Source organism: Conexibacter sp. W3-3-2 (assembly GCF_009707605.1).
Lineage (GTDB): Bacteria > Actinomycetota > Thermoleophilia > Solirubrobacterales > Solirubrobacteraceae > Paraconexibacter > Paraconexibacter algicola.
In genome coordinates this window covers 3,284,004-3,305,742 of record NZ_WLYW01000001.1, presented here as the reverse complement: position 1 = coordinate 3,305,742, position 21,739 = coordinate 3,284,004, and the positions used below count along the sequence as shown (strand labels likewise).

The following is a 21,739-nucleotide window of genomic DNA, read 5'->3' as shown; positions in this document are numbered from 1 at the left end:
CACAGTCCACGATGGATGGAGTGCTGTGCCCGTCACGGTGAAGGACCCATCGGCGCGTCGCGCGCCGTCAGACCGCGCTTCCGCGCACGATCGCTGCCCGGGGCTCCTGCGGCCGCACGAGGCCCAGGACGGCCTGCTCGTCCGGGCCCGCCCGTTCGGCGGGCGGATCGGGGCGGCCGCGCTGCGCGCCGTCGCAGGCGCCGCCCGTCGCGGCAACGGGATCGTCGAGCTGACCGCGCGCGCCAACCTGCAGGTGCGCGGCCTCGCGGCCGCCGACCTCGAGCCGCTCGCCGCCACGTTCGCCGCGACCGGGCTGCTGCGCTCCGCCACGCACGATCGGGTCCGCAACGCGCTCGCCGACCCGCTCGCCGGTCGCCGCGTCGGCTCGCTCGCCGACGCCCGCCGGATCGACGCCCTGCTCGACGCGCTCGACGACGCGCTGTGCGCCGACCCGCGGCTCGCGACGCTCCCCGGCCGCTACCTGCACGTGATCGACGACGGCAGCGGCGCGACCGCCACGGTCGACGCGGACGTGCGCCTCACCGCGCGCCCCGACGGCCGCTGGGAGGTGGGGGCCGGCCCGCTCGGCACCCGCGTGGAGACCGACCCGGTCGCGGCCGCCGTCGCGCTCGCCCGCCGCTTCCTCGCGGTGCGCCCGCCGGGCGCGTGGCGGATCGCCGAGCTGCCCGGCGCGTGCGCGACCCCGTCGGCCCCCGCCGCCGGGACCGCCGCGCCGCCGCTCGTCGGCGTGCTGCGCCAGCCCGACGGGCGCGACGCGGTCGGGGCGCTCGCCCCACTGGGCCGCCTCGCCGCGGAGACGCTCGACCTCCTCGCCGACGAGGTCGGGCGCGGCGCGCGCGCCCGGGTCTCGCACCGGCGGACCGTCGCGCTCGTGGACCTGGAGCCCGGTCGCGCCGGCGGCGTCCTCGCCGCCCTCGCCGCCAGCGGGCTGGTCGTCACCCCCGGGACGGGCTGGGAGGGCCTGACCGCGTGCGCCGGACGCGGGGCCTGCGGGTCGGCGCTCGCCGACGTGCGCGCCGCCGCGGCCGCACGGGCCGCGGAGCGCCCGGCGGACGCCCCGCGCGAGCACTGGTCCGCCTGCCCGCGACGCTGCGGCCAGACCCCGGAGGTCCGGCGCGCCGTCACCGCCCGTCCGGACGGCGGCTGGGAGGTGCAGGCATGAGCACGTACATCCAGGACGGCGCCGAGATCTACCGGCAGTCGTTCGCCACGATCCGCGCCGAGACCCCGGGACTGGAGGCGCTCGACCCGGTGCTCGAGCGGACCGTCGTGCGCATGATCCACGCGTGCGGCATGACCGACCTGATCGGCGACGTCGCCGCCTCCCCCGGCTTCGGCGCCGCCGGCGAGGCCGCGCTGCAGGCGGGCGCCGCGGTGCTGTGCGACACGAACATGGTCGCGTCGGGCGTCACGCGCCGCCGGCTCCCCGCCGACAACCCGGTGCTCTGCACCCTGACCGACCCGCGCGTCGCCGACCACGCCGCCGCCATCGGCAACACCCGCACGGCGGCCGCGGTCGAGCTCTGGGCCGACCACCTCGCCGGAGCGCTCGTCGTCATCGGCAACGCCCCGACCGCCCTGTTCCACCTCCTCGACCTGCTCGAGGCCGGGCGGCTGCCGCGCCCCGCCGCGATCGTCGGCGCGCCCGTCGGCTTCATCGGAGCCGCCGAGTCCAAGGAGGACCTCGCGCTGCGCGCCCCCGCCCTGGGCGTCGAGCACGTGATCGTCCGCGGCCGCCGGGGCGGCAGCGCGATCGCCGCCGCAGCCGTCAACGCCCTCGCGAGCGCCGTCGAATGAGCGGGCGACTGACCGGCCTGGGCGTCGGCCCGGGCGACCCCGAGCTGCTGACCGTCAAGGCGCTGCGGATCCTGCAGGCCGCCGACGTCGTCGCGTACCCGATCGCCCGCGGCCGCCGCGGGATCGCGCGCTCGGCCGCCGCCCCGCACCTGCGCGACCACCAGCTCGAGCTGCCGCTCGTGTACCCCACGACGGTCGAGGGCGCCGACGACGCGCAGGCCTACGACCGGGCGCTGCGCGACTACTACGACGCGGGCGCGGAGGCGATCGCCGCCCACCTCGACGCGGGCCGCGACGTCGTCGTGCTCTGCGAGGGCGACCCGTTCTTCTACGGCTCCTACATGTACCTGCACGAACGGCTCGCGCACCGCTACCCGACCGAGGTCGTGCCCGGCGTGACCGCGTTCAGCGCCGCCGCGGCCGCCGCGGGCGCCCCGCTGTGCAAGCACGACGACGTGCTCACCGTGCTGCCGGGCACGCTGCCGCGCGCCGAGCTCGCCCGGCGCCTGGCCGACGGCGACGCCGCCGTCGTGATGAAGCTCGGCCGCACCTTCGCCGGTGCGCGCGCGGCCGCGCAGGACGCCGGGGTCGCGGACCGCGGCGTCTACGTGGAGCGGGCCTCCCATCCCGACCAGCGGGTCGCCGCGCTCGAGGACGTCGACGCGGGCGGGGTGCCGTACATGTCGATCGTGCTCGTGCCGACGAGCGCCGACGACCGGCTGCGCCGCGAGCGCGACCGACCCCGTGCGGTCGCGGACACCCCGCCGGCCACCGCTGCGACGGACGGCGCGGGCGGCTGGGTCAGCGTCGTCGGGCTCGGTCCCGCCGGCCCCGCGTGGCGCACGCCCGAGGCGAGCGCCACGCTCGACGCCGCCGACGCCCTCATCGGCTACGACACCTACGTGCGGCGCGTGCCCGACCGGCCGGGCCTCGAGCGGTTCCCGACCGACAACCGCGTCGAGCTCGACCGTGCCCGCCACGCGCTCGAGCTCGCGGCCGCCGGACGGCGCGTCGCGGTCGTGTCCTCCGGGGACCCCGGGATCTTCGCGATGGCCGCCGCCGTGCTCGAGGCGTGGGAGGAGGAGCGCGCCGCGGGCTCCCCGCTCGGCGACGTCGACGTGCGCGTCGTGCCGGGCATCAGCGCCATGCAGGCCGCCGCGGCGCGCGTCGGGGCACCGCTGGGCCACGACTTCGCGGTCGTGTCGCTGAGCGACATCCTCAAGCCCTGGGAGGTCGTCGAGCGACGCCTGGACGCCGCGGGTGCCGCGGACTTCGCGCTCGCGCTCTACAACCCGGCCTCGCGCACCCGCCGCGATCAGCTCGACCGTGCCGTCGAGGTGCTGCGGCGCCACCGCGCGCCGGACACGCCCGTGGTCGTCGCCCGCGCGGTCGGCGCACCCGAGGAGACGGTCGACGTCGTCGGCCTCGGCGAGCTCGACACCGCCGTGGTCGACATGCGCACGCTGCTGCTCGTCGGGTCGTCGCAGTCCCGGGTGACCACCGGCGCCGACGGCCGCAGCATCGTCCACACGCCACGTTCGTATCCGGTACGCGCCTGAATCGGGACAGAAGGGCCGTGACCTGCGCATCCCGGGTACGTCGAGAGGACATGCCCCTCGTGACCTGCCCGACCTGCGCGCTGCCCGCCTACACGGCGGCGCGCTGGTCGACCCGCGACGACTGCGTCCGCTGCGGCACCCCGCTGCCGGCCCCCCGGCGGACCGCGCCGTCCGCGTCACCCCCCGTCCCCGTGCTGGACCCGCGGTCCGCGACGGCCGCCCGTCCCGCCTGACACGATCCGGCCCGTGTTCGGACGAGGACGGCAGCGCCGACGCGCGGCTGGAGCTGCGCGGCGTGCGCTGGCAGCGTCGCCGGGGCTAGCGGGCCAGCACCCAGGCGGCCGCCGTGGCGGCGTCCGTCACCTGCTCGACGGCCGCCCGCTGCGGCCGGTCGACGACGACGACCGGCAGGCCGCGCTCGCGGGCCGCGTCGAGCTTCGCGACCGTCAGCGCGCCCCCCGAGTCCTTCGTGACGAGCACGTCGATGCGGTGCGCGTCGAGCAACGCGCCCTCGCCCTCCCGCCGGTACGGCCCGCGGTCCAGGAGCAGCTCGTGACGGGGCGGGAGGTCCGCCGGGTCTGGCGGGTCGACCGTGCGGACGAGGAACCAGGTCGTCGCGTCACCCGCGAACGCACCGAGCCCCTGCCGGCCGCTCGTCAGGAAGACCCGCGCCCCGAGATCGCTGACGAGCGCGGCGGCCGTGGGCAGGTCCGGCACGCGGTGCCAGCGGTCCCCCGGACGCTCCGTCCATCCGGGCCGGGCCAGGCGCAGCAGCGGCACGCCGTCCACCGCGCAGGCCCGGGCCGCGTTCGCGCCGATGCGCTCGGCGAACGGGTGCGTGGCGTCGACCACGGCCCGCACCGCGCGCTCGCGCAGGTACGCGCGCAGGCCGTCGACGCCGCCGAAGCCGCCCACCCGGACCTCCCCGGCCGGCAGGCGCGGACGGGCGACCCGGCCCGCCAGGGAGCTCGTCACCGGCACCCCGTCGGCGACGAGCAGCCCGGCGAGGTCGCGCGCCTCGCCGGTGCCGCCCAGCACGAGCACGCGGCCCGCGGTCATCGGCGGCGCAGCAGGTAGAGGTCGAACATCCAGCCCTTGCGGGCCTTCGCCGCGGCGCGCGCCGAGACGATCCGCGGCCCGGTCTGCGCGAGCGGCCCGGCGAGCAGCAGCTCGTCCGGGGTCCCGACGAACGCGCCCCAGTGGATGTCCAGGCCGTCGGGGTCGAGCGTCGTGAACGCGCAGTCGGGGTCGAGCATCACCACGACGTCGTCGACATCGTCGGGCATGCCGTGCGCGGCCAGGCGGCGCGCGGGCATGATCTGGACGGCCCCGCCGACGCGGTTGAGCGGGATCGCGTGGCGGGCCGTGAGCGCGTGGACGCTGCTCACCCCCGGGATCACCTCGAGCTCGAGAGCGAGGCCCTCCCGGACCTCCTGCACGACCGCGAGCGTCGACTCGTACAGGGACGGGTCGCCCCACACGAGGAACCCGCCGGTCCGCCCGTCGGTGATGTCGGCGAGCGCCGCGCGCCACAACGCGGCACGACCGGCGCGCCACGTCGCGACCGCCTCCGCGTAGTCCGGGGCGGTCCGCCACGGGCGCGGCGGGTCGGCCAGCTCGACCTCGCGCAGCGGCGCGCCCGGCGGGCGGTGGCGACGGACGAGCTCGCGGCGCAGCCCGACGAGCTCGTCGTCGGGCCCGCGGCCCTTGGTGACGACGAACAGGACGTCGAGCTCGGCGATCGCGCGCGCGGCGCGGAGCGTCAGGTGCTCGGGGTCGCCGCAGCCGATCCCGATGAGCAACAGCCGGCCGCTCACGGCCGCTCCCGCGCGGCGCTGTAGAGGTGCGACGCGCACGCCCCGTCGGCGTCCGCGCCCGCGAGCGCGGGACCGACGAGGATCGTCGCGGTCCGGCGGACCCCGGCCTGCGCGACCTGGCGGGCGATCGTCGCGAGCGTGCCGGTCAGCACCCGCTCGTCCGGCCACGAGGCGCGCGCCACCACGACCGCCGGGCAGTCGGCCCCGTAGTGGTGCGCGAGGCGCGGGGCGAGCTCGTCGAGCGCCTGCGTCGCGAGGTGCAGCACGAGCGTCGCGCCGTGCGCGGCGAGCCCGTCGAGCTCCTCCCCGGCGGGCATCGCGGTGGCCTGGCGGGCGTGCCGGGTCAGCACGACCGTCTGCGCGACCCCGGGCACGGTGAGCTCGCGGCCGATCGTCGCCGCGGCGGCCGCGTAGGCGGGGACGCCCGGCACGATCTCGTACGGGATGCCGCGGGCGCGCAGGCGCTGCGCCTGCTCGGTCACCGCGCTGTAGAGCGACGGGTCCCCCGAGTGCAGGCGCGCGACGTCCTGCTCTCGCGCGTGCGCGCGCGCGAGGACCGCCTCGATCTCGTCGAGCGTGAGGTGCTGGGAGTCGACGAGCTCGGCGCCGGGCGGGCAGTGGGCGAGCACCTCCTCGGGCACGAGCGCGCCCGCGTACACGCAGACGGGGGCGGCGGCGAGCACGCGGGCCGCGCGGAGCGTCAGGAGGTCCGCGGCGCCCGGGCCCGCGCCGACGAAGAAGACCGTCACGGCTTGCGCACCGCCCACTGCGTGATCGGGAGCGCGGGGCGCATCGCGGTGAACGCGCCGACCGCGTCGGCGTGCGCGAGCTGGATCCGCACGAGCCGCCCGCCGTGGGCGGCCCGGGCGGCGATCACCGCCTGCTCGGACTCGACCGTCACCGCGTTGGCGACCAGCCGGCCGCCGGGCGCGAGCGCCGACCATGCAGCGTCGAGCACGCGGGGGACGCTGACGGCGCCGCCGACGAACACGGCGTCCGGGCCGGGCGCCTGGGCGAGCGCGTCGGGGGCGCGTCCCTCGCGGATCTCCACCCGGTCGGGCACCCCGAGCGTGCGCGCGTTCTCGCGGGCCCGGGCGGCCCGGACCGGGTCGGGCTCGAAGCCCAGGGCGCGCGCGGTCGGCTCCGCGCGGCACCACTCGATGCCGACCGAGCCGGAGCCCGCGCCGACGTCCCACAGCAGGGCGTGCGGCACGGGGGCGAGGGCGGCGAGCGTGATCGCGCGGACGTCGCGCTTGGTGAGCTGGCCGTCGTGGGCGTAGGCCTCGTCGGGCAGGCCCGGGGTGCGCGGGAGCAGCGGGACCCCGGCGTGGTCGGGACGGACCTCGACGGCGACGAGGTGCAGCGGGTCGGCGTCCTCGTCGAACGCCGCCGCGGTCGTGCGGATCACGCGCTCGTCCGGCGCGCCGAGCCGCTCGGCGACGACGAGCGTGCTGGCGCCGTGGGCGCGCTCGCGCAGCGCCGCGGCGAGGCGCGCCGCACCGTCACGACCCGTGACGTAGGCGACGAGCCGCCGGCCGGGCTGCAGCTGGGTGGCGACGACGTCCGCAGGCCGGGCGACCGCGCTGACGAGCTCGACGGTCGCCGCCGCCCAGCCCAGCCGGGCGCAGGCCAGCTGGAACGCCGACACGTGCGGGTGGACGCGCAGCCGCCCGGGACCGAGGCGGTCCGCGAGCGTGGCGCCGACGCCGTGGAGCATCGGGTCGCCGGAGGCGAGCACGGCCAGCCCGCCCGCGTCGGCGAGCGCCGGGAGCGTCGTGGCGTACGCGTCGCGCAGCGGCGACGGCCAGGCGTGACGGTCCGCCGCGGTCGCCTCGGCGGGGACGAGCCCGAGCTGGCGCGGCGAGCCGAGCAGGCTGCGCGCGTCCGCGATCGCGGTGCGGGCCGCCGGGCCCAGGCCCGCCCAGCCGTCGGCGCCGACGCCCACGACCTGGACCGGGGCGCTCATCGGACCCCCGCCGGGACAGCGGCCGCGAGGGCGGCGACGAGTCGCGCGTTGGCCTGCGGGTCGCGCGCGGTGAGCCGCACGTGCCCCGCGTGCAGGCCCGGGAACGAGGCGGCGTGCCGGACCGCGATGCCGTCGGCCCGCAGCCGGGCGACGGCGCCGGGCCCGTCGGGCAGCTCGACGAGCACGAAGTTCGTCACCGACGGCCAGGTCCGCAGGCCCGGAACGGCGTCGGCGAGCCGCGCGACGAGGTCCTCGCGCTCGGCCTCGGCGCGGCGCGCGGCGTCGGCGAGCGCGTCGGGCCGCTGCGCCGCGGCCCGCAGCGCGGCGAGCGCGAGCGCGTTGACCGACCACGGCGGGCGCACGTCGCGCAGGCGCTGCGCGAGCGCAGGGGCGGCCAGGGCGTAGCCGGCGCGCACCCCGGCGAGCGCGAGCGACTTCGTCAGCGACCGCACCACGATCATGTCCGGGAGTGGCTCGGCGGCGAGCGATCCCGGCTCCCCCGGCACGAGGTCGAGGAACGCCTCGTCGACGACGACCGTGCGGCCCGGGGCGCGCAGGGCCAGGAGCGCGGCGGCCGGGTCCAGCGTGCCGGAGGGGGACGCGGGGTTGCCGACGACGACGAGGTCCGCGTCGGCGGGGACGGCGGACGGGTGCAGCGCGAAGCCCGCGTCGGGGTCGCGCAGCACGCGCGTGACGGGGATGCCGTGGGCGCGCAGGCCGGCCTCGGTCTCGGTGAACGCGGGGTGGACGACCGCGGCGTGCCGGGGCGCGAGCGCGGGACCGAGCAGCCACAGGGCCTCGGCGGCCCCGTTGGTCGGCACGACCTCTGCGGGCGTGCGGCCGTGACGGGCGGCGAGCGCGGCGCAGGCGTCGCGCTCGCCGGGGTAGCGATCGACCGCTGTCTCCAGCGCGGTGCGCAGCGCGGCGCGCAGCCAGCCGGGCGGGCCGCCGTCGAGCACGTTCACCGCATGGTCCGCGAGGCCGGGCGCCAGCGCCGCGTCACCGTGCACCCGCAGGTCGGCGAGGGCGTCGTCGGGCGGGCCGCCGCCCGCGCCGGCGGTGGGCGCGGCCGGGCTCGGCGCCCGGTCGGGGAGGGCATCGGAGCGCAGCGGGTCCCGCACCGGGCGCACCTCGTCCCCCTCCGGCGTGCCGACAGCGGGCCGGTCGCCCCCCGCCGGGGCACCCGCGGCGAGCGGGACGACCCGTCCGGCGACGACGAGCTCCGCGACCTCCGCGCGGGCGACGAGCGCCTGGGTGACCTCGCCGACCGCGTCGACCCACGCGCGGGTGAGCGCGTCCATCGGCGTCACGCCCGCACCGGCGTGCTCGGCCACGACGATCACCCGGCCGCCGCGCGTCGACAGCTCGCGGGCCGCCGCGACGCACGCCGCGAGGTCCGTGCCGTGGTGCTGGGCGGTCGCCAGCCAGCCGCCGATCCCGTCGACGAGCGCGCAGCCGCCGTCGCGCGCGATCGTGGCGGCGACCGCGAGCGGGTCGGCGTCCGGCTCCACGGTCGCCCACCGCGCCGGGCGTCGCGCGCGGTGGCGGGCGACGCGCTCGCGCATCTCCCCGTCGATGACCGCGCCGGTCGCGACGTAGGTCACGGGCAGCCCGGACGCGGCCGCGAGCGCCTCCGCCCGCGCGCTCTTCCCGGAGCGGGTCCCGCCGATGACGACGACGAGGCTCACGCGCGCGCGACCACCCGGGACGCGCGATGGCGGACGGCACCGTCGACGAACCGCGTCGCCGCCGCCGGGGTCGCCGCCCAGTGCGTGTGCAGGTAGCTGGCGTGCACGCCCGCGGCGACGAAGCCCTCGCGCCGGGACCGCCCGCGCGCGGTGAGCGTCCAGGCGGCGTCGGTCCCCTCCCCCGGCACGACCGTGGAGTAGTGGAACTCGTGCCCGCGGACGGTGTCCCCCGCCGACCACAGCGGGGAGTCGGCGGCCGCGACCGCCTCGCGGTAGCCGAGCGTGAGCCGCCCGGCCATCACGCCGTCGATGTCGAGCACGCCGCACATCGCGCGGCCCTCGAGCGTGCGGGCGAGGTACAGCAGGCCGCCGCACTCGGCGAGCACCGGTCCGCCCGCGGCCGCGAACGCGGCGATCTCCTCGCGCAGCGTGCGGTTCTCCGCCAGCGCCTCGCCGTGCACCTCCGGGAAGCCGCCGGCGAGGACGAGCGCGTCGGCATCCTGCGGGAGCCGCGGGTCGGCGACCGGGTCGAACGGGACGAGCTCCGCCCCCGCGGCCTCGAGCAGCTCGAGGTTCTCCGTGTAGTGGAAGCTGAACGCGGGGCCGCGCGCGATCGCGACGCGGGCGCGGGCGCGGCGGTCGCCCGCCGCCAGCGGCGTCCACGCCTCCCCGTGGAGCACGGGCGCGGCGCGCGCGAGCCGCTCGACGGCGTCGAGGTCCACGTAGCGGGTCGCGCACTCGGCCAGCGCGTCGAGCGCGGCGCGCGTGCGGGTCTCCCGCTCGACTGCGGGGACGAGGCCGAGGTGGCGCTCCGGCGCGGCGACGCGCTCGTCGCGCCGCATCGCGCCGACGACCGGGACCCCGAGCGGCTCGATCGCCTCGCGCAGCAGCTGCTCGTGGATCTCCGAGCCGACGCGGTTGAGCACGACGCCCGCGATGTCGACCTCGGGGTCGAACGTGCGGTACCCGTGCACGATCGCCGCCGCGGACCGGGCCATCGCCGCCGCGTCGACGACGAGCAGGACCGGGGCCTGCAGGAGCTTCGCGACGTGCGCGGTGGAGGCGAGCTCGCCGCGGCCCGACGCCCCGTCGAACAGGCCCATGACGCCCTCGACCACCGCGATGTCCGCCCCGGTCGCGCCGTGGCGGGCGAGCGGGGCGATCAGCTCGGGGCCGCTGAGGAACGCGTCGAGGTTGCGGCCCGGGCGGCCGGCGGCGAGCGCGTGGTAGGTCGGGTCGATGTAGTCGGGGCCGACCTTGAACCCCTGCACGCGGTGCCCGCGGGCGCGCAGCGCGCCGATGATCCCGCAGGCGACCGAGGTCTTCCCGGCTCCGGACGAGGTGCCCGCGACGACGATGCGCGGGATCACGACGCCCACCGGACCCACGGGACGGGCGCGCCGTGGTGGCGGCCGGTGGCGGGGTCGCAGCCGTGGTCGGCGCCCGCCGCCAGCGAGGCGCGCCCGGGGCGGGCGGCGACCGCGGCCAGCAGCGGGGCGAGCACGTGACGGTCGGCCGCCTCGATCGCGCAGACCTTCGCCTCCGCGTCGCGGCGGTGCGCGGCCGCGTCGGGCGCGCCGACGTGCACGACCACGCGCGTGACCCCGGGCCGGTCGGCGGCGGCGAGCGCGGCGCGGGCCTTCGCGCGCAGGTCGCTGTCGGTGTCCCCGGTGGCGCCGTCGGGGACGATCACGTCCGCGCCGAGCAGCCGTGCGACCCCGGCGGCCGCGCCGACCGCGGCGACGACGACGGTCCGGGCGTCGAGCACCGGCGGGGGCACGAGCCCGTCGGCCCAGATGCGCACGTCGGACCCGAGCGCGGGCAGCGGCCCGGCGCCGATCGCCAGGACCGTCCGCGGCGGCTCCAGCCCGCCCCGGACGGATGCGCCGTGACCGGGCACGAGCGCGCGGCGGCGCGTGAGGTCGTGCAGCGTGAAGCCGGCGTCGCGCAGCGCGCGCAGGTCCCCGATCCCGGGGCCGTCGAGGCGGTGGGCGCGCCGGCCGGCCGGGACGGGCAGGTCGCGCGCCGCGGCCTCGAGGGCGCCGCGCGCGACCGGGGCGGTCGGGGTCCAGCCGAGCAGGACCGGCATCGCGGTCTCGGTCCCGACGGGCAGGCCGCGCGGGATCGTCCGCCGCCAGGAGACCTCGCCGCGCAGCGCGAGCTCGTCGAGGGTCGGGGTGGCGGCGCGCTCCAGCGACGTCGGGTGCGGGCCGACCGGCTCGGTGGCGCCGTCGAGGACGACCTCGAACGCGGTCACCACTCGATCCCCTGCTGCGCGCGGATGCCCTGGTCCATCGGGTGCTTGACCTTCCCGATGTCGCTGACGAGGTCGGCGAGCTCCAGCAGCTCGGGGGCGGCGTCGCGGCCGGTGATGACGACGTGCTGGAAGCCCGGCCGGTCGCGGATCGTTGTGACGACGTCCTCGACGTCGATCCAGCCCCACTTCACCGGGTAGGTCAGCTCGTCCAGGACGAGGAACTCGTAGCGCTCGTCGCCGATCCGGCGCTTGACCTCCTCCCAGCCGGCGCGGGCCATGTCGGCGGACTCCTCGAGGTCCTTGGAGAGCCACGACCAGCCGTCGCCCATCTTCTCCCAGTCGATGTTGCCGAGCGCCTCCGCCGCCTTCGCCTCCCCGACCTTCCACTTGCCGCTCTTGACGAGCTGGAAGACGCCGCAGCGGTACCCGCGGGCCCACGCGCGCAGGAGCATCCCGAACGCGCTGGTGCTCTTGCCCTTGCCGTGCCCGGTGATGACGATGACCAGCGGCCGGTCGCGCGGCTTGCGGCGCTTGGGCTCGGCGGAGCCGCGGTCGTCGGGGGTGTGCGGGACGTCGACGTCCGCGCCGTGCTTCTGGAGCGGTGTGGGGGTGCTCATGCGGCCCTCCGGGTGCTGAGTGTGGTGACGGTGGCGTCCGCGGCGCGCGCGAGCTCGGCGGCGAGCCCGAGCCGGACGGGGCCGTCCTCGGTGTCGACGAGGTGGACGTCGGCGAGCTGCGCCAGGCGGCGCCCCGCGGCGTGCGTGGCGGCCGCCTGGTCCTGCGGGGCGCGGCCGTCGGTGAGGACGACGACGAGCGCGCGGCGCCGCGGGTCGCGGACGCGCTCGCGGTGGACGACGTCGGCGGCCGCGTCGAGGCCGGCGGCCAGCGGCGTGCGGCCGCCCGCGGGGAGCGCCCGGACCGCCGCGGCGGCCTGCTCCAGCGGCGTGCCGGGCGCGGCGACGAGCGTGGCGGCGGCGTCGCGGAAGGCGAGGATCGCGACGCGGTCGCGGCGGGCGTACGCGTCGCGGAGCGTGTCGAGCAGCGCGCCCTTGACGCGGGCGAGGCGCCGCTGGGCGGCCATCGAGCCGGAGGTGTCGACGACGAGCACGAGCAGCGCCCCCTCCCGGCCGGCACGGACCGCGGTGCGACCGCCGTGCGTTTCCCGCGCTGGGTGCGGGGGTTCGTACGGCAGTCGTGCGAGCAGGGTGGGGACGAGCGCCAGCGGGTCCCCGGGCTCGGCCGCGCGCGTGTCGATGACGCCCGCGTCCGGGCCGACGCTGCGCCCGCGCCGCCCGGCCGGGCCCTCGCCGCGCCCGGCGAGCGCGAGCCGCGCGCGCAGCGCCGCACGCTCGGGGTCCGGGACGCCGCCCGCGGCCGCGGCGCGAGCCGACGGGTCCGGCTGCTCGCCGCCCGGCCGAGCCGACGGGTCGTCCTGCGCGCGGGAGGGGTCGGGCGCCGCGCCGCCCTGCGCACGGGCCGGAGCGTCCTGGGAACGGGACGGCGGGGTCCAGGGTCCGTCGTGGGAGCGGTCGCCGCCGCGCGCGGGGCCGTCGTCCCCGGCGGGCGGCCGCGACCCTCCGCCGCCCCCCGGCCCGTCCGGCCCCTCGGGCCCGTCCGGCGGCGGCTCGTGCGGCGGGTCGCCGTCGGGTGCGGCGCCCGCGACCGCGTCGGCGATCTCGGCCTGGCCCGCGTCGGCCCGCTCCAGCGGGTCGCGGCGGCGGCGGTGCGCGAGCGCGAGCTGCGCCGCCCGCTCGACGTGCCCGGCGTCGACGACCTCGACCCCGTCGAGCGCGGCCAGGACCCGGGCGGTCCGCGCGCAGACGACGTCGCCGCGTACGCCGTCGAGCCCGAGCGCCGCGCACGCCCCGGTGATCCGCAGCAGCTCGCGCTCCGGCAGCACGACGCGCGCCAGGACCGCGCGGGCGGCGGCGATCCGCGCCCGCAGCGCCGCCTCGGCGGACGCCCACGCGGCGACGAACCCGGCCCGGTCCGCCTCGAACGCCAGGCGACGACGGACGACCTCGGCGCGCACGGCCGGGTCCCGCGGGGTCGTCACGTCGACCCCGAGCGCGAAGCGGTCGAGCAGCTGCGGGCGCAGCTCGCCCTCCTCCGCGTTCATCGTCCCGACGAGCAGGAAGCGCGACTCGCGCGTGACCGAGACCGCCTCCCGCTCGACCCGCACGACCCCGGTCGCGGCGGCGTCCAGCAGCGCGTCGACGAGGTGGTCGGCCAGCAGGTTCACCTCGTCGACGTAGAGCATCCCGCCGTCCGCGCGCACGAGCAGGCCCTCCTCGTAGGCCGCCTCCCCGGCGAGCGCCCGCCCGAGGTCCAGCGCGCCGACGAGCCGGTCGAGCGTCGTGCCGAGCGGCACCTCCACGAGCCGGCCGCCGTCGGCGAGCAGGTCGCTCAGCGCCCGCACCGCGGTGGACTTCGCGGTCCCCCGCTCCCCGCGCACGAGCACGCCGCCGACGCCGGGGTCGACGGCGCAGACCAGCAGCGCCTCGACGAGCGGCTCCTGGCCGACGATCGCGCTCAGCGGGAACGTGCTCACGCCGAGGCCTCCTCCAGCTCGCCCTCCAGCGCCAGGTAGCGGTCGCGGACCGCGGCGAGCGTCTCGGGTGCCGGGGCCGCCCACAGGCCGCGGTCGGCGGCCTCGATCAGCCGCTCGGCGATCGCGCGCGCCGCCCACGGGTTCGCCTCGTCCATGAACGCGGCGATGTCCTCGTCCAGCAGGTACTTCTCGGCGACCTGCTCGTACATCCAGTCGTCGGCCACCCCGGTGGTGGCGTCGTAGCCGAACAGGTAGTCGACGGTCGCCGACAGCTCGGCGGCGCCCTTGAAGCCGTGCCGGGTCATCGAGCCGATCCAGCGCGGGTTGGCGACGCGCGCGCGGAAGATCCGGCGCGTCTCCTCCTGCACGGTCCGCATCCGCACGCGCGCCGGGTCCGAGGAGTCCCCGAGGTACGCGGCCGGCTCGCGGCCCGAGAGCGCCCGCACGGTCGCGACCATGCCGCCGTGGTACTGGTAGTAGTCGTCGGAGTCGAGGTGGTCGTGCTCGCGCGAGTCGACGTTCTTGACCGCGACGTCGATCCGCTGGAACGCGGCGCGCATCGCCTCCCCGGCGGGCACGCCGTCCAGGCCGCGCCCGTACGCGAACCCGCCCCACGCCTCGTAGACGCGCGCGAGGTCCTGGTCGTCGCGCCAGTCGCGCGTCTCCAGCAGCTGGATCAGGCCGGCGCCGTACGTGCCGGGCTTGGAGCCGAACACGCGGGTCGTCGCGCGGCGCCAGGCGGCCGCCTCGTCGAGGGTGTCGGCGAGCGCCGCCGCCTCCGCGCGGGCGTGCGCGCGCACGTAGTTCTGCTCGTCGGGCTCGTCGAGCGCGGCGACCGTCGCGACCGCGTCGTCGAGCAGCGTCAGCAGGTGCGGGAACGCGTCGCGGAAGAACCCGGAGATCCGCAGCGTCACGTCGATCCGGGGACGGCCGAGCTCCTCCAGCGGCACGACCTCCAGGCCGGTGACGCGACGCGAGGACGGATGCCAGGTCGGCCGCACGCCGAGCAGCGCCAGGACCTCGGCGGCGTCGTCGCCCTGAGTGCGCATCGCCGCGGTGCCCCACGCCACGAGCCCGACCATGCGCGGCAGCTCGCCGGTGTCGGCGACGTGCCGCTCGAGGACCGCGTCGGCGAGCTTCACCCCGGTCTCCCACGACAGCGGCGACGGCAGCGCGCGCGGGTCGACGGTGTAGAAGTTACGCCCGGTCGGCAGGACGTCGAAGCGCCCGCGGGTCGGGGAGCCGGACGGTCCGGCGGGCACGTGGTGGCCGTGCAGCGCGCGCAGCACGTTCGTCATCTCGTCGGTGGAGCGCCGCAGCGCGGGGACGATCGTGCCGGCCGCGTGCTCGAGCGCGCGGACGATGCCGGCGCCCGCGACCGCCGGGTCGAGGCCGAGCACGTCGCGGACCGCGCCCGGCGCCTGCGCCGGGTCCCAGTCGCGGTCGGCGAGGTCGTCCAGCAGCGTGTCCTGCGCCTCCTGCAGCCGGTCGAGCAGGTCGCTGCCCCGGTAGCCGGTGCCCGGGAAGCGGGCCAGCAGCGCGGCACTCGCGTCGGCGGGGACGCGCTCGCCGGGCGCGGCGACGAGCGCGGGCTCGTCGAGGCCGAACGCCGCGCCGATCGCCTCGCGCAGACCGGGGGCGACGGTCGTCGCGTGGCGCGCGATCGCGGCGACGAGGCCGCGCAGCTGCGGCCCCGCGGGCGGCGCGCCGAGGACGTGCAGGCCGTCCTTGATCTGGACGTCCTTGACCTCGCAGAGGTACCCGTCGAGGTGCTCGACGAGCGTGCCGGCGTCGTCGGGCTCCTCCTCGGCGGACAGCCCGAGGTCGTCGTGGAGGTTCGCGGCCTGGATCGCCTTCCAGATCTCCGCGCCGAGGCCGGGGAGCTTGCTCGGGTCGAGGACCTCCAGGCGCGCGTACTCGTCCATCAGGCCCTCGAGGTCGGCGAGCTCGTCGTAGCTCTCGGCGCGCATCATCGGCGGCACGAGGTGGTCGACGACGACGGCGTGCGCGCGGCGTTTGGCCTGCGCGCCCTCCCCGGGGTCGTTGACGACGAACGGGTAGACGAGCGGCATGTCGGCCTGCGCGACGTCGGGGGCGCAGCCGCGCGACAGCGCGAGCATCTTGCCGGGCGTCCACTCCAGCGTGCCGTGCTTGCCGAGGTGCACGACCGCGTCGGCCCGCCAGTGCCGGTCGAGCCAGCGGTAGGCGGCGAGGTAGTGGTGGGCGGGGGCGAGCTCGGGGTCGTGGTAGATGCCGACCTGGTCCTCCCCGTAGCCGCGCGGCGGCTGGATGAGGACGACGACGTCGCCGTACTCGACGCCCGCGATGACCAGGTCGTCGCGGCCGTCGGAGGTGTCGCGGTAGCGGTCCCCGGGCGCCTGGCCCCACTGCTCCTCCATCGACGCGCGGAGGTCCTCGTCGAGCGTCGCGTAGAAGTCGAGGTACGCCTGGGAGCGCAGCCGCAGCGGGGCCTGCGCGAGGATGCGGTCGGTGAGGAACTCGGGGTCGTGGCCGCCCGCGGCGATGAGCTCGTGCATGAGCGCGTCGCCGTCGGCGGGGATGTCGCGCACGTCGACGCCGTCCTCGCGCAGCGCGTGCAGGAGCCGGATCGCGCTCGCGGGCGTGTCGAGGCCGACGGCCATCCCGATGCGGGCGTGCTTCGTCGGAAACGCGGTCAGCACGATCGCGATCCGCGGCGACGTCGGCCGGAACGGGTCGCGCAGCCGGGCGTGACGCAGCACGAGCCCGGCGAGCCGGTCGCAGCGCTCCGCGTCGGGCACGTAGCGGGGGACGGGGCAGCCGACGCCGCGCACGCCCTCCTCCTCGACGGCCTCCTTGAAGCAGATCGGGCCGGCGATGATGCGCCCGTCGAACTCGGGGATCGCGACCTGGGTGGCGGCGTCGATCGGCGGCAGGCCCTCGTCGTGCTCGGTCCAGTGCGCGCGGCTGCGGGTGACGCAGAGCGCCTGGATCACCGGGACGTCGAGCGCCTCGAGCGCGCTGGCGTCCCAGTCCATGCGGTCCTCGCCCGAGGCGGGGTCGGCGGCGTCCCCGGCGTTGGAGCCGCCGGTCGCGAGCATCGTGGTGATGAGCGCGTCGACGTGCCCGTCGAGGAGGTCGAGGGCGGCGACGCGACCGTCGTGGGTGCCGCGGCGCAGCGTGTAGGACCAGACGGGCAGCGGCGTCCCCCCGGCGCGCTCGATCGCCGCGCAGAGCCCGTCGACGAAGTCCGTGTTCCCCGTCAGGCGGTGGGAGCGGTAGAAGGTGATGCCGACGACGGGCCGGGCGGGGTCGCGGTCGGCGAGCGCCTCCTCGACGGTGACGTCGCCGCGGCCGGGGAGGTACACGCCGACCTGCTCGACGGGCGCGGGCGCCTCGAAGCCGAAACCCTCGAGCAGGAACGTGTCGGCGAGGAACCGCAGCAGCTGCTCGACGTTGCCGACGTCCCCGGAGGCGAGGTACTCGCCCGCCTGCGCGACCGCGCCCGCGGGCACGGTGGAGAGCGCGGTCATCTCCGCGTCCGGTCGCGCCTCGCCGCCGAGCGCGATCAGCGCGACGCTTTCCTCGCGGCAGCGCTGCGCGAGCCGGTCGACGCCGCCGTCCCAGCCGCGGCGGCCGCCGAGCACGCGCAGGACGACGACGCGCGCCCCGTCGAGGACGTGGTCGCAGAACGCCTCGATCTCGCGGGTGCCGCGCGGGTTGGCGCAGCGCACCTCGGGGAAGTCGTCGGGGAGCCGGCGGACCGCTCCGGCGGTGGCGAGGATCTCGGTGTCGGCGGTCGTCACGAAGCGGAGCACGCGGGCGCCTCCAGGGTCAGGGTGAGCGAGGGCAGCCCGGCGGGGACCCCGCCGGTGATGAGGTCGGTGAGCGCGGCGGTGTCGACGTGCTGCTCGACGAGGTCGCCGAGCGTGTCGTGGTGGGCGGCGCGGACGGCGGCGAACGACGCGGTCCCGGGACGGAACGCGCGGCCGGTGCGCGCGGCGACGTCGCGCAGGAGCGCGCGGCGCAGGGCGTCGTGCTCGAGCACGCCGTGCCACGAGGTGCCGCGGACCGCGCCGGCGACGCAGCCCTCGTCGGTGCCGTCGTCGTGACGCAGCCACGGCCGTCCGCCGGTCGTCGCGACGCGGCCGTGCCGGATCTCGTAGCCGCCGGCGGGCGCGTCGAGGTCCGGGGCGGTCCCGGTGCAGGTGCGCAGGACCTTGTCGGGGGCGAACCGCGTCGTGACCGGCAGCAGCCCGAGCCCGTCGACGACGCCGCGCCGCGACTCGACCTCGTCCTCGATCCGGGCGCCGAGCAGCTGGTAGCCGCCGCAGATGCCGAGGATCGCGCCCCCGGCGGCCGCGCGGTCGGCGAGCGCGCGGTCGAGGCCGTCGGCGCGCAGGCGGGCGAGGTCCTCGACCGTCGCCTTGGTGCCGGGGATGACGACGAGGTCGGCGCGCGCGACGTCGGCGGGCGAGCGCGTGAAGCGCACGCGCACGCCGGGCTCGGAGGCGAGCGCGTCGACGTCGGTGAAGTTGCTCATCCAGCGCAGGCGCAGCACGGCGACGTCGAGCACGTCGGCGGCGGCGACGTCGGGGGCGGTGCGGTCGGCGCGCGCGTCGAGCGCGAGCGAGTCCTCGACGTCGAGCCACAGGTCCTCGGCGAACGGCAGCACCCCGAGCGTCGGGCGGCCGGTGCGGGCGCGGAGGTCCTCGAGTCCGGGGGCGAGGATCCCGAGGTCGCCGCGGAACTTGTTGACGAGGTAGCCGCCGACGTGCGCCTGGTCGTCGGGATCCAGGGCGGCGAGCGTCCCGATGAGCGACGCGAAGACGCCGCCCCGGTCGATGTCGCCGACGAGCAGGACCGGGAGGTCGGCGGCGCGCGCGAGCCCCATGTTCGTGAGGTCGGCGTGGCGGAGGTTGATCTCCGCGGGGGAGCCGGCGCCCTCGCAGATGACGACGTCGTAGCGGGCGCGCAGGTCGGCGAGCGCCTGCGCGACGATCGGCTTCAGCTCGTCCTTCAGCGACTGGTAGCTGCGCGCGTCGGCGTCCGCGTAGGGGCGGCCGTTGACGATCACCTGGCTGTGCCCGGAGCCGGAGGGCTTGATGAGGATCGGGTTCATCGCGATCTGCGGCTCGAGGCCGCAGGCGGCGGCCTGCACGGCCTGGGCGCGGCCGATCTCCCCGCCGTCCCGCGTCACGACGCTGTTGAGCGCCATGTTCTGCGCCTTGAACGGCGCGACCCGCACGCCCTGGCGGTGCAGCCAGCGGCAGATGCCGGCGGTGACGAGCGACTTGCCCGCGTCGGAGTGGGTGCCGGTGACGAGCAGCGCGCCCCTCATCGCCCGGTCCTCCGGGCGGCGTGGCGGGCGAGCGCGCAGACGCCCGCGGCCCCGAGCCCGACCGCGCGGGAGAGCCGGACCACGCGCGCGACGTCGCCGACCGCGACGGACCGTCCGGTCGCGTGCAGGACGGGGCGGTCCTCGGTGCGACCGCCGTAGCTCAGGCGCCCGCCGAGCCGCACGCCGAGCGCCCCGGCGAACGCGGCCTCGACGACGCCCGCGTTGGGGGACGGGTGGGCGAGCGCGGCCGGGGAGCGGGCGGCGGCGAGCGCCCGGGCGGGGGAGCCGCCGACGAGCGGTGCGGCGGCGGCGGTGAGCGCCGCGGTGAGCCGGGCGGGCGCGGCGCCGAGCGCGTCGTCGAGCCGGGCGGCCGCCCAGCCGAAGTCGGCGTAGCGGTCGGAGCGATGCCCCCACATGGCGTCGAGCGTGTTCGCGGCACGGAACCCGGCGACCCCGGCGGGCCCGGCGACCGCACCCCAGAAGAGCGCGCCGACGACCGCGTCGCTCGTGTTCTCGGCGACGCTCTCGACGACCGCGCGGGCGACGCCGTCGGCGTCGAGCGCCGCGGGGTCGCGGCCGACGAGCGCGGGCAGCGCGGTGCGCGCGCCGGCGAGATCGTCGCGGTGCAGGTGCGCGGCGATCCGCGCGGCGACGGTGCCGAGCGAGCGGCCGCCGAGCGCCGCCCAGGTGACCGCGACGAGCACCGGGCCGCGGCCGAGCCGACGGGCGGCGAGCTCGGCCAGCAGCGCGGTCCCGCCGACGAGCGCGGCGACGCACGCCGCGCCGCGGCCGCGGCGCGGGGCGTGCGCGGCGGCCTCCACGCGGGACGCGACGTGGCCGAACCCGGCGACCGGGTGGCCGCGGCGCGGGTCGCCCAGGAGCGCGTCGGCGGTCCAGCCGCCGAGCAGCGCGACCGCGCTCATCGGCTGCCCCAGACCGCGCCGAGTGCGCGCGGCTCGCGGCCGCGGCGGTCGGGCGTGACGGCCGCGTCGGCGGCGGGGGCGGGCGCGGCGACGAGCGGCCGGTTGACCCCGGCGACGGTCCAGCGGCCGTCGTGGGCGTGCAGCTCGGTCACGCCGAGCGGGGCGACGTCCAGGCGCCAGAAGGCGTCGAGCGGCGCGCCGAGCGCGTGGACGAGCGCGGCCTTCACCACGCCGCCGTGCGTGACCGCGAGCATCCGGCCCTCCGGCCCGTCGGGCGCGGCCCGCGTGTCGAGCCACGCGCCGACCCGCGCGACGACGTCGGCCAGCGACTCGCCGCCGTGCGGCGCCGCGGCGGGATCGGTCATCCAGGCGGTGACCGCGTCGGGGTCCCCCGCGGCGACCTCGGCGAGGGTGCGCCCCGCCCAGCGTCCGAAGTCGGCCTCGGCCAGGGCGGCGACGGGCGTCGCGTCGGGCAGGCCCAGCAGCGCGGCGGTCTCGCCCGCCCGCGGCAGGGGGAGCGCAGCGCGCCGTCACGCGCCCAGCCCGCGGCGGCGACCGCGGCGGCCCCGGCGCGGGCGGCGGCCACGCCGGTCGCGTCCAGCGGCTCGTCGTCGGTGGGGAAGCCGGCGGCGCGCACCGCGGCGGTGCGCGCGTGCCGGACCAGCACCAGCCGTCGCACCGGGCCTCCTAGGTCGTCACCGCGGCCCGCGCGGCGGCGGGGCGCAGCGCCCGGTCGGCGGCGATGCCGTAGCCGATGCCCAGCGACGTCCAGAAGACGAGCTGCGTGCCCAGCGAGCTGAGCCGGAACTGCCACAGCAGCGACGCCGGGAAGTCCGACGGCACCTCGTCGACGTCGGGCAGCGCGAGCACGAGGACGAGCGCGAGCACCCCGAACGTCAGGACCATCGCCAGCGGCCGGCGCCACGGCTCCTCCCCGCCGCTCTCGGCGAGCCGGCCGACGCGGATCGCGGCGAGCACCGACAGGGCGCCGGCGACGAGCAGGATCACGTAGTAGGCGGTGCGGTCCCCGATCGTGTCGGGGTCGCCGACGGCGGGCGGGTTGGCCGGGTACTTCACGAACGGGAGCGCGACGAGCGCCACGAACGCGCAGCCGGCGATGACGAGCGACAGCTGCCAGTCGCTGCGGGCGCGGCCGCGGCCACGGACCGCGAGGAACACGACCGCGAAGATCAGGCCCATGGCGACGCCGTAGAGGACGTTGCCGAGGAACAGGCCTCCGCGCTGCGCGTCCCGGGAGACGACGACGTCGGAGATGTGGGCGGGGATGAAGGTCAGGCCGGCGTGCGCGGCGGCCTTCGACTCCTCGATGTCGATGGCGTCCTGCACGAGCGGCTCGCCGACGAGGTACGCGAACAGGCCGGCGAGCAGCCCGGCGAGCACGCCGACGACGACCCCCCGGCGGATGGGAGCCCAGGTCATGGCTATGTCCCCTGGCCGCTAGTGGCAGGGCACGCCCAGCAGGTGCCGGGCGTCGTGGACCAGCTCGTGCAGGAAGCTGCCGGTCTGCGAGACGGCGCCCTGGTCGAACTGGACGAGGTACAGCAGCACCAGCATCGCGGCCGCCGCGACGATCGCGGGGAGCAGATCGCGGACGGGGACGGGCGTGGGCGCAGCGGTGGTGTTCATGAGGCCTCCCGGGATCAGGCGTCCCGAATCGATGGGCCGTGGCGGGCGGAGTGTCCTGGCTCCCGGATCGCTGCTCGCCTCGCCTTCCAGCCCGTTGCGGGCCGTGGCTGCTTGAGGGTCGCTCCCCGGACACAGTGGCGCGACCGCCCCGGATTTCAACCGGGTTCCTGCGCGCCGCCACGTGGTTCGTCGG

19 protein-coding genes and 1 riboswitch are annotated in these 21,739 nt (G+C 78.1%); of the genes, 4 read left to right on the top strand and 15 right to left on the bottom strand.

The window, feature by feature from the left end:
• Positions 1 to 25: 25 nt before the first annotated feature.
• The 4 genes from GKE82_RS16040 to GKE82_RS16025 are packed head-to-tail and all read left to right on the top strand — an operon-like array spanning position 26 to position 3,610.
• A complete protein-coding gene (locus GKE82_RS16040) occupies positions 26 to 1,183 on the top strand; it encodes a precorrin-3B synthase (protein ID WP_154733978.1) in 1,158 nt (385 codons plus the stop codon).
• Positions 1,180 to 1,818 carry a precorrin-8X methylmutase gene (locus tag GKE82_RS16035; RefSeq protein WP_154733977.1) on the top strand — a complete coding sequence of 213 codons (639 nt, stop codon included), beginning with the start codon at positions 1,180 to 1,182 and terminating at the stop codon, positions 1,816 to 1,818. The genes GKE82_RS16040 and GKE82_RS16035 overlap by 4 nt, the downstream gene beginning before the upstream one ends.
• A complete protein-coding gene (locus tag GKE82_RS16030; protein WP_154733976.1) occupies positions 1,815 to 3,377 on the top strand; it encodes a precorrin-2 C(20)-methyltransferase in 1,563 nt (520 codons plus the stop codon). The genes GKE82_RS16035 and GKE82_RS16030 overlap by 4 nt, the downstream gene beginning before the upstream one ends.
• A gap of 50 nt (positions 3,378 to 3,427) precedes the next feature.
• Entirely contained in the window at positions 3,428 to 3,610 is a 183-nt protein-coding gene (locus tag GKE82_RS16025) for a hypothetical protein (RefSeq protein WP_107568027.1), read from the top strand.
• Positions 3,611 to 3,695: 85 nt separating this feature from the next.
• On the opposite strand, the gene GKE82_RS16020 is transcribed toward GKE82_RS16025, so the two are convergent.
• The 15 genes from GKE82_RS16020 to GKE82_RS15950 form a co-directional block, all read right to left on the bottom strand.
• The gene (locus GKE82_RS16020; protein WP_154733975.1) at positions 3,696 to 4,436 is read right to left on the bottom strand and encodes a cobalt-precorrin-6A reductase; all 741 of its coding nucleotides are present in this window, start codon (positions 4,434 to 4,436) and stop codon (positions 3,696 to 3,698) included.
• The gene (gene cobF / locus GKE82_RS16015; protein WP_309233639.1) at positions 4,433 to 5,194 is read right to left on the bottom strand and encodes a precorrin-6A synthase (deacetylating); all 762 of its coding nucleotides are present in this window, start codon (positions 5,192 to 5,194) and stop codon (positions 4,433 to 4,435) included. The genes GKE82_RS16020 and cobF overlap by 4 nt, the downstream gene beginning before the upstream one ends.
• Positions 5,191 to 5,943 (bottom strand): precorrin-4 C(11)-methyltransferase, encoded by a 753-nt coding sequence (gene cobM, locus GKE82_RS16010; protein ID WP_107568024.1) that lies wholly within the window; start codon positions 5,941 to 5,943, stop codon positions 5,191 to 5,193. The genes cobF and cobM overlap by 4 nt, the downstream gene beginning before the upstream one ends.
• Positions 5,940 to 7,160, bottom strand: coding sequence for a precorrin-6y C5,15-methyltransferase (decarboxylating) subunit CbiE (gene cbiE, locus GKE82_RS16005; protein ID WP_154733973.1), 1,221 nt, complete (start codon positions 7,158 to 7,160; stop codon positions 5,940 to 5,942). Before cbiE ends, cobM begins: the two co-directional genes overlap by 4 nt.
• Positions 7,157 to 8,848: a bifunctional adenosylcobinamide kinase/adenosylcobinamide-phosphate guanylyltransferase gene (locus GKE82_RS16000; protein WP_309233638.1), complete on the bottom strand. Its 1,692-nt coding sequence runs from the start codon at positions 8,846 to 8,848 to the stop codon at positions 7,157 to 7,159. The genes cbiE and GKE82_RS16000 overlap by 4 nt, the downstream gene beginning before the upstream one ends.
• Positions 8,845 to 10,218 carry a cobyrinate a,c-diamide synthase gene (locus GKE82_RS15995; protein WP_375337046.1) on the bottom strand — a complete coding sequence of 458 codons (1,374 nt, stop codon included), beginning with the start codon at positions 10,216 to 10,218 and terminating at the stop codon, positions 8,845 to 8,847. The genes GKE82_RS16000 and GKE82_RS15995 overlap by 4 nt, the downstream gene beginning before the upstream one ends.
• A complete protein-coding gene (locus GKE82_RS15990) occupies positions 10,215 to 11,105 on the bottom strand; it encodes a hypothetical protein (protein ID WP_154733970.1) in 891 nt (296 codons plus the stop codon). Before GKE82_RS15990 ends, GKE82_RS15995 begins: the two co-directional genes overlap by 4 nt.
• Positions 11,102 to 11,722 carry a cob(I)yrinic acid a,c-diamide adenosyltransferase gene (gene cobO, locus GKE82_RS15985; protein WP_154733969.1) on the bottom strand — a complete coding sequence of 207 codons (621 nt, stop codon included), beginning with the start codon at positions 11,720 to 11,722 and terminating at the stop codon, positions 11,102 to 11,104. Before cobO ends, GKE82_RS15990 begins: the two co-directional genes overlap by 4 nt.
• Complete coding sequence (locus GKE82_RS15980) at positions 11,719 to 13,656, bottom strand: VWA domain-containing protein (RefSeq protein ID WP_154733968.1); 1,938 nt, start codon at positions 13,654 to 13,656, stop codon at positions 11,719 to 11,721. The genes cobO and GKE82_RS15980 overlap by 4 nt, the downstream gene beginning before the upstream one ends.
• Positions 13,653 to 17,453 carry a cobaltochelatase subunit CobN gene (gene cobN / locus GKE82_RS15975; RefSeq protein WP_309233636.1) on the bottom strand — a complete coding sequence of 1,267 codons (3,801 nt, stop codon included), beginning with the start codon at positions 17,451 to 17,453 and terminating at the stop codon, positions 13,653 to 13,655. The genes GKE82_RS15980 and cobN overlap by 4 nt, the downstream gene beginning before the upstream one ends.
• Entirely contained in the window at positions 17,438 to 18,976 is a 1,539-nt protein-coding gene (locus tag GKE82_RS15970) for a cobyric acid synthase (protein WP_154733967.1), read from the bottom strand. Before GKE82_RS15970 ends, cobN begins: the two co-directional genes overlap by 16 nt.
• The gene (locus GKE82_RS15965; RefSeq protein WP_154733966.1) at positions 18,973 to 19,899 is read right to left on the bottom strand and encodes a CobD/CbiB family cobalamin biosynthesis protein; all 927 of its coding nucleotides are present in this window, start codon (positions 19,897 to 19,899) and stop codon (positions 18,973 to 18,975) included. Before GKE82_RS15965 ends, GKE82_RS15970 begins: the two co-directional genes overlap by 4 nt.
• Entirely contained in the window at positions 19,896 to 20,375 is a 480-nt protein-coding gene (locus GKE82_RS15960; RefSeq protein ID WP_230316954.1) for a histidine phosphatase family protein, read from the bottom strand. Before GKE82_RS15960 ends, GKE82_RS15965 begins: the two co-directional genes overlap by 4 nt.
• Positions 20,376 to 20,586: 211 nt before the next feature.
• A complete protein-coding gene (locus GKE82_RS15955; protein WP_107568006.1) occupies positions 20,587 to 21,339 on the bottom strand; it encodes a CbtA family protein in 753 nt (250 codons plus the stop codon).
• A gap of 18 nt (positions 21,340 to 21,357) precedes the next feature.
• Entirely contained in the window at positions 21,358 to 21,546 is a 189-nt protein-coding gene (locus GKE82_RS15950; RefSeq protein WP_107568004.1) for a CbtB domain-containing protein, read from the bottom strand.
• A 49-nt stretch (positions 21,547 to 21,595) separates the two neighbouring features.
• A riboswitch (cobalamin riboswitch) is annotated at positions 21,596 to 21,715 on the bottom strand.
• Positions 21,716 to 21,739: the final 24 nt, after the last annotated feature.

Excerpts from the sequence above, each read along its gene's own strand:
- GKE82_RS16035 (WP_154733977.1), top strand. The coding sequence starts at position 1,180 with ATGAGCACGTACATCCAGGACGGCGCCGAGATCTACCGGCAGTCGTTC.
- GKE82_RS16030 (WP_154733976.1), top strand. The coding sequence starts at position 1,815 with ATGAGCGGGCGACTGACCGGCCTGGGCGTCGGCCCGGGCGACCCCGAG.
- GKE82_RS16025 (WP_107568027.1), top strand. The coding sequence starts at position 3,428 with ATGCCCCTCGTGACCTGCCCGACCTGCGCGCTGCCCGCCTACACGGCG.
- GKE82_RS16020 (WP_154733975.1), bottom strand. The coding sequence starts at position 4,436 with ATGACCGCGGGCCGCGTGCTCGTGCTGGGCGGCACCGGCGAGGCGCGC.
- cbiE (WP_154733973.1), bottom strand. The coding sequence starts at position 7,160 with ATGAGCGCCCCGGTCCAGGTCGTGGGCGTCGGCGCCGACGGCTGGGCG.
- cobO (WP_154733969.1), bottom strand. The coding sequence starts at position 11,722 with ATGAGCACCCCCACACCGCTCCAGAAGCACGGCGCGGACGTCGACGTC.
- GKE82_RS15970 (WP_154733967.1), bottom strand. The coding sequence starts at position 18,976 with ATGAGGGGCGCGCTGCTCGTCACCGGCACCCACTCCGACGCGGGCAAG.
- GKE82_RS15965 (WP_154733966.1), bottom strand. The coding sequence starts at position 19,899 with ATGAGCGCGGTCGCGCTGCTCGGCGGCTGGACCGCCGACGCGCTCCTG.
- GKE82_RS15955 (WP_107568006.1), bottom strand. The coding sequence starts at position 21,339 with ATGACCTGGGCTCCCATCCGCCGGGGGGTCGTCGTCGGCGTGCTCGCC.
- GKE82_RS15950 (WP_107568004.1), bottom strand. The coding sequence starts at position 21,546 with ATGAACACCACCGCTGCGCCCACGCCCGTCCCCGTCCGCGATCTGCTC.